This is a genomic window from Frankia sp. CcWB3, from assembly GCF_977927595.1.
Window position 1 is genome coordinate 1 of the sequence record NZ_CDWRCK010000343.1, and the last position, 3,471, is coordinate 3,471.

Sequence of the window (3,471 nt, forward strand, 5' to 3'; positions counted from 1 at the left end):
TGTACGTCGCGAACACCGGCGGCCACCAGGTGATCCTGATCGACCCGGATCTGCGAGCGGCACCGCTGGCGGGGGCGGGTGTCCCCGGCCTGTCCGGAGATCACGGACCCGCCCAGTTCGCCCAGCTCCGGCGCCCGCACGACGTCACGGCCCCGCCCGGACGGAATGTCTACCTCGCCGACACCGACAATCACCTGCTGCGGGCGGTCGATGCCGACGGGACCATCTCCACGGCTGCCGGGATGTTCTACGGCGCGTCCCCCGACGACGGAGCCCCGGCCCGGATCGCGGACGTCGGTCGGCCCCACTCGCTGGCGCCCACCCCCTCGGGCGGTCTGCTGGTCACCGACCCCGACCGGGGACGGGTCCGCCTCGTCACCCGCGATCGACTCGTCCGCACCTTCGCGGACGCCCGAACAGGTCTGCGGCGACCGCTCGGTGTCACCGTCCACAGCGACGGCACCGCCTTCGTCGTCGACACCGCCCAGCACCTCATCCACCGTCTCCCGGTCGCATAGATCGGTCACCCGGCGTCGGTCCCACTGAGCCCGGCACGGTCCTCCGGGGTTACCCGGGATGGGTCATGCGGAGGCGACGCCGGTTCCGTGCGGGATGTCCCGCCCGACCGTGCATCGCTCGAACCTGCCGGATGGGCCAGGTACGGCTGCTGTGCATCGCATTCGCGGTTCTTCTCGGTCGCCGGGCGCATCGACTGGCGCTCGCAAGTGCCTACATCCTCGGCGTCATGATCGGATCGAGCATATTGACGAGCTCGCCCGGTTCGAAGCTCATGCGGTAGCGATGACAAGCGCCATCGTTGGCCTCTTTACCGAGCTTCTCCCAGAGCACGGTCCAGCCCGCACCCGCCGCGAGCTGTCGTAGGAAGGCCCGTTGAGCTCTGCCGTTTCCTTCCCGGAACGGATGGATGGCGTTCAGGTCGCCGTAGAGTGTCGCAAACCTGAGAACGAAGGATTCTCGCTTAAGCCCTACGAGATGACGGTCTTCGGCCAGGCCCGAGAAAAGATCGTAGAGCTGCCCCTCAACGAACAGCGCCCGGCAGAACGGGTGGCCATCCTTCGCGAGGTTCACAGTACGAATCTCGCCCGCCCATCGGTAGATGTCCTGGAAGAGCATCCGGTGGAAACGACGAAGATGCTCGGTATCGTAAGCGCCCGGGAGGAGGGATGCTCCCAGCTCAGCGTAGCGAAGGCCGGAGATCTGCTGTTCGATGTCGGCGAGCTCATCAGGATCATGTATGTCGAGCCGGTTCCGCAGGCACTCGGTGCCCGGCCAGCAGTACGGGTCGCTCACTGGTCGAGGCCGCGCCCCCTGTGACGGGCGAGAATTTCCGCGACAGCCTCATCGGCTGTGCACGTCCCTGACGCTACCTGCCGGAGTCGAGTCTGCGTATCAGGCGAGAACTCGTGGCCCTCCAGACGCGCGTTGCCGACCGCAGCCGAGACGGCTTCGTCGACTGACATCCTCAGCCGAGCGTAGTAGTCCGCCATGATCGTTGGCTCTATGGGCTCGTTAGACGACTCCCCCTCCGGCAACCCTGCACGCGCCAGCCGCCATGGCGCCTCCACCTGCGTTATCCGCGACAGTTCGTCGCCACTGAAAGGCCCGTACTTTTGCAGCACCCACTCGATGGTCCGAGTCGCCTGGGGCCCGAGTCGACGGGGATCCCCCGCTGGCCATGAGCTGACGCAGAAGCAGCCGCGGTGCTTCTCGAAGAGCGCCCATACCACCGGACCGTTTGACCAGGCGTGAATCTCTTCGTCGAAGAGATTCACGCGATGGTTGGCGAGATGCCATGCCTGCGAGTAGTAGACCAGCTTCTGCAAACGCCAGGTGGCCATCATCCCGAGTTGCGCGAGGATGAAGGCGGCAACATCATGGACGTTCTCGGCCATACCCTCACCTCCCTCGGACTCTGCGCACCGAGCGCACCGAGCAATACCCTGTACTGAAATATTTTACGCGCGCAGGGCAGGGGGCATCGCGCCTTGCCCCACGCGGGACCGCTCTTTCGAACCAGATCTGGTCGCCGAGGCCCAGGCACTCATGCTCGTTCTGGGCATACCGGGCCCGGCCAGCCCAGCCAGGCGAACGTCCACTTGATCATCCGCCGGCCGGGCGGTGGATGCCGGGATCAGGCGTTGGGCGGCAGGGCGGTGCCGGCACCGCGCTGACGCAGCGCGACCCGCTCCGGGCCCGCGCCCGCGGCCACAGCCGCCTCGGCCTCGGTATCGGTGTCGGCGTCGAGACCTTCCACCGTGAATCCCGCCTCGGCGATCATCTTCAGGTCCTGGTGGCCCTCCTGGCCCTCACCGGTCAGGTAGTCACCGAGGAAGATGGAGTTCACCACCGAGAGGGCGAGGGGCTGCATCGAGCCGAGATGAATCTCCCGGCCGCCCGAGAGCCGCACCTCGGCCGTGGGGTTGACGAACCGGACCATGGCGAGAATGCGCAGGCACTGCCGGGGGTTGAGGTTCCACTCCGCGCCCAGGGGCGTGCCCTCGAATGGCATGAGGAAGTTGACCGGGATGGAGTCCGGGGCCAGCTCGCGCAGCGCGAAGGCGACGTTGACGAGGTCCTCGTCGCTCTCCCCCATGCCGGCGATGATGCCCGAGCAGGGTGAGAGGCCGGCATGCCTGGCTTCCTGCACCGTGTCAACCCGGTCGTTGTAGGTGTGCGTCGTGCAGACGTCTGCGTACTTCTCACCGGCTGTGTTCAGGTTGTGGTTGTAGGCGTCCGCACCGGCCGCCCGCAGCCGTGCGGCCTGCCCGTCGGACAGCAGGCCGAGGCACGCGCACACTTCCACGCCCGGATGTGCGGTCTTGATCGCGCCGACCGTGTCCGCCACGCGGTCGACGTCCCGGTCCGTCGGCCCGCGGCCGCTCGCGACCAGGCACACCCGGCGGGCACCGCCCGAGATGCCGGCACCGGCCGTCGCGGCGGCCTCCTCGGGCTTGAGCCAGGTGTACTTCAGGATTCCCGTGTTCGAACCGAGCCGCTGCGAGCAGTAGGAACAGTCCTCCGGACAGAGCCCGCTCTTGAGGTTCACCAGGAAGTTCAGCTTGACACGCCTGCCAAAGTACCTCCGCCGGAGCCGGTAGGCGGCGGCGATGACATCCATGAGATCGTCGTCGTCACTGCGCAGGACGGCTAGGGCCTCGTCCCGGGTCGGGGCCCGACCACTCACCCCCTTGCTGACAAGGCTGTTCAGGGTGGCTGACAGGTCCATGTCCGTCATCCTCGATCCTCTGCTGGCACGGCGGGCACTGGCGGGCATTGGCGGGCGGCGGAAACCTGCAGGTGATCGTCCTTCCGCCACGCCCACACTCTCATCGTTACCTTGATCGGAACCAGCAATCGCCCATGCCGGGGCGGGGGTACGGCCGGGGTTACCCGGACGTGGACGTGGCCGACCGGCGCCGGCGGGCAGGATGGGGAGGAAGGGGAGGATGG

At 67.3% G+C, this 3,471-nt stretch carries 4 protein-coding genes and 1 pseudogene; 2 read left to right on the forward strand and 3 right to left on the reverse strand.

Going from position 1 to position 3,471, the window contains the following annotated elements:
• Together ACY5KJ_RS18760 and ACY5KJ_RS18765 are read left to right on the forward strand one after the other, a co-directional pair.
• The coding region (locus ACY5KJ_RS18760) for an NHL repeat-containing protein (protein WP_462203978.1) at positions 1-518 on the forward strand (518 nt) is incomplete at its 5' end.
• A 70-nt stretch (positions 519-588) separates the two neighbouring features.
• Positions 589-692, forward strand: a pseudogene (locus tag ACY5KJ_RS18765) (IS982 family transposase); the annotation flags it as partial.
• Between the two features lie 37 nt (positions 693-729).
• On the opposite strand, the gene ACY5KJ_RS18770 reads toward ACY5KJ_RS18765, so the two are convergent.
• The 3 genes from ACY5KJ_RS18770 to bioB form a co-directional block, all read right to left on the reverse strand.
• Complete coding sequence (locus ACY5KJ_RS18770; RefSeq protein WP_462203979.1) at positions 730-1,311, reverse strand: Fic/DOC family protein; 582 nt, start codon at positions 1,309-1,311, stop codon at positions 730-732.
• Complete coding sequence (locus ACY5KJ_RS18775) at positions 1,308-1,913, reverse strand: type II toxin-antitoxin system antitoxin SocA domain-containing protein (RefSeq protein WP_462203980.1); 606 nt, start codon at positions 1,911-1,913, stop codon at positions 1,308-1,310. Before ACY5KJ_RS18775 ends, ACY5KJ_RS18770 begins: the two co-directional genes overlap by 4 nt.
• Positions 1,914-2,152: 239 nt before the next feature.
• The gene (gene bioB / locus ACY5KJ_RS18780; protein WP_462189144.1) at positions 2,153-3,247 is read right to left on the reverse strand and encodes a biotin synthase BioB; all 1,095 of its coding nucleotides are present in this window, start codon (positions 3,245-3,247) and stop codon (positions 2,153-2,155) included.
• Positions 3,248-3,471: the final 224 nt, after the last annotated feature.

What these genes read in the sequence shown, in the direction of transcription:
- ACY5KJ_RS18775 (WP_462203980.1), bottom strand. Translation starts at nt 1,913, where the DNA reads ATGGCCGAGAACGTCCATGATGTTGCCGCCTTCATCCTCGCGCAACTC.
- bioB (WP_462189144.1), bottom strand. Translation starts at nt 3,247, where the DNA reads ATGGACCTGTCAGCCACCCTGAACAGCCTTGTCAGCAAGGGGGTGAGT.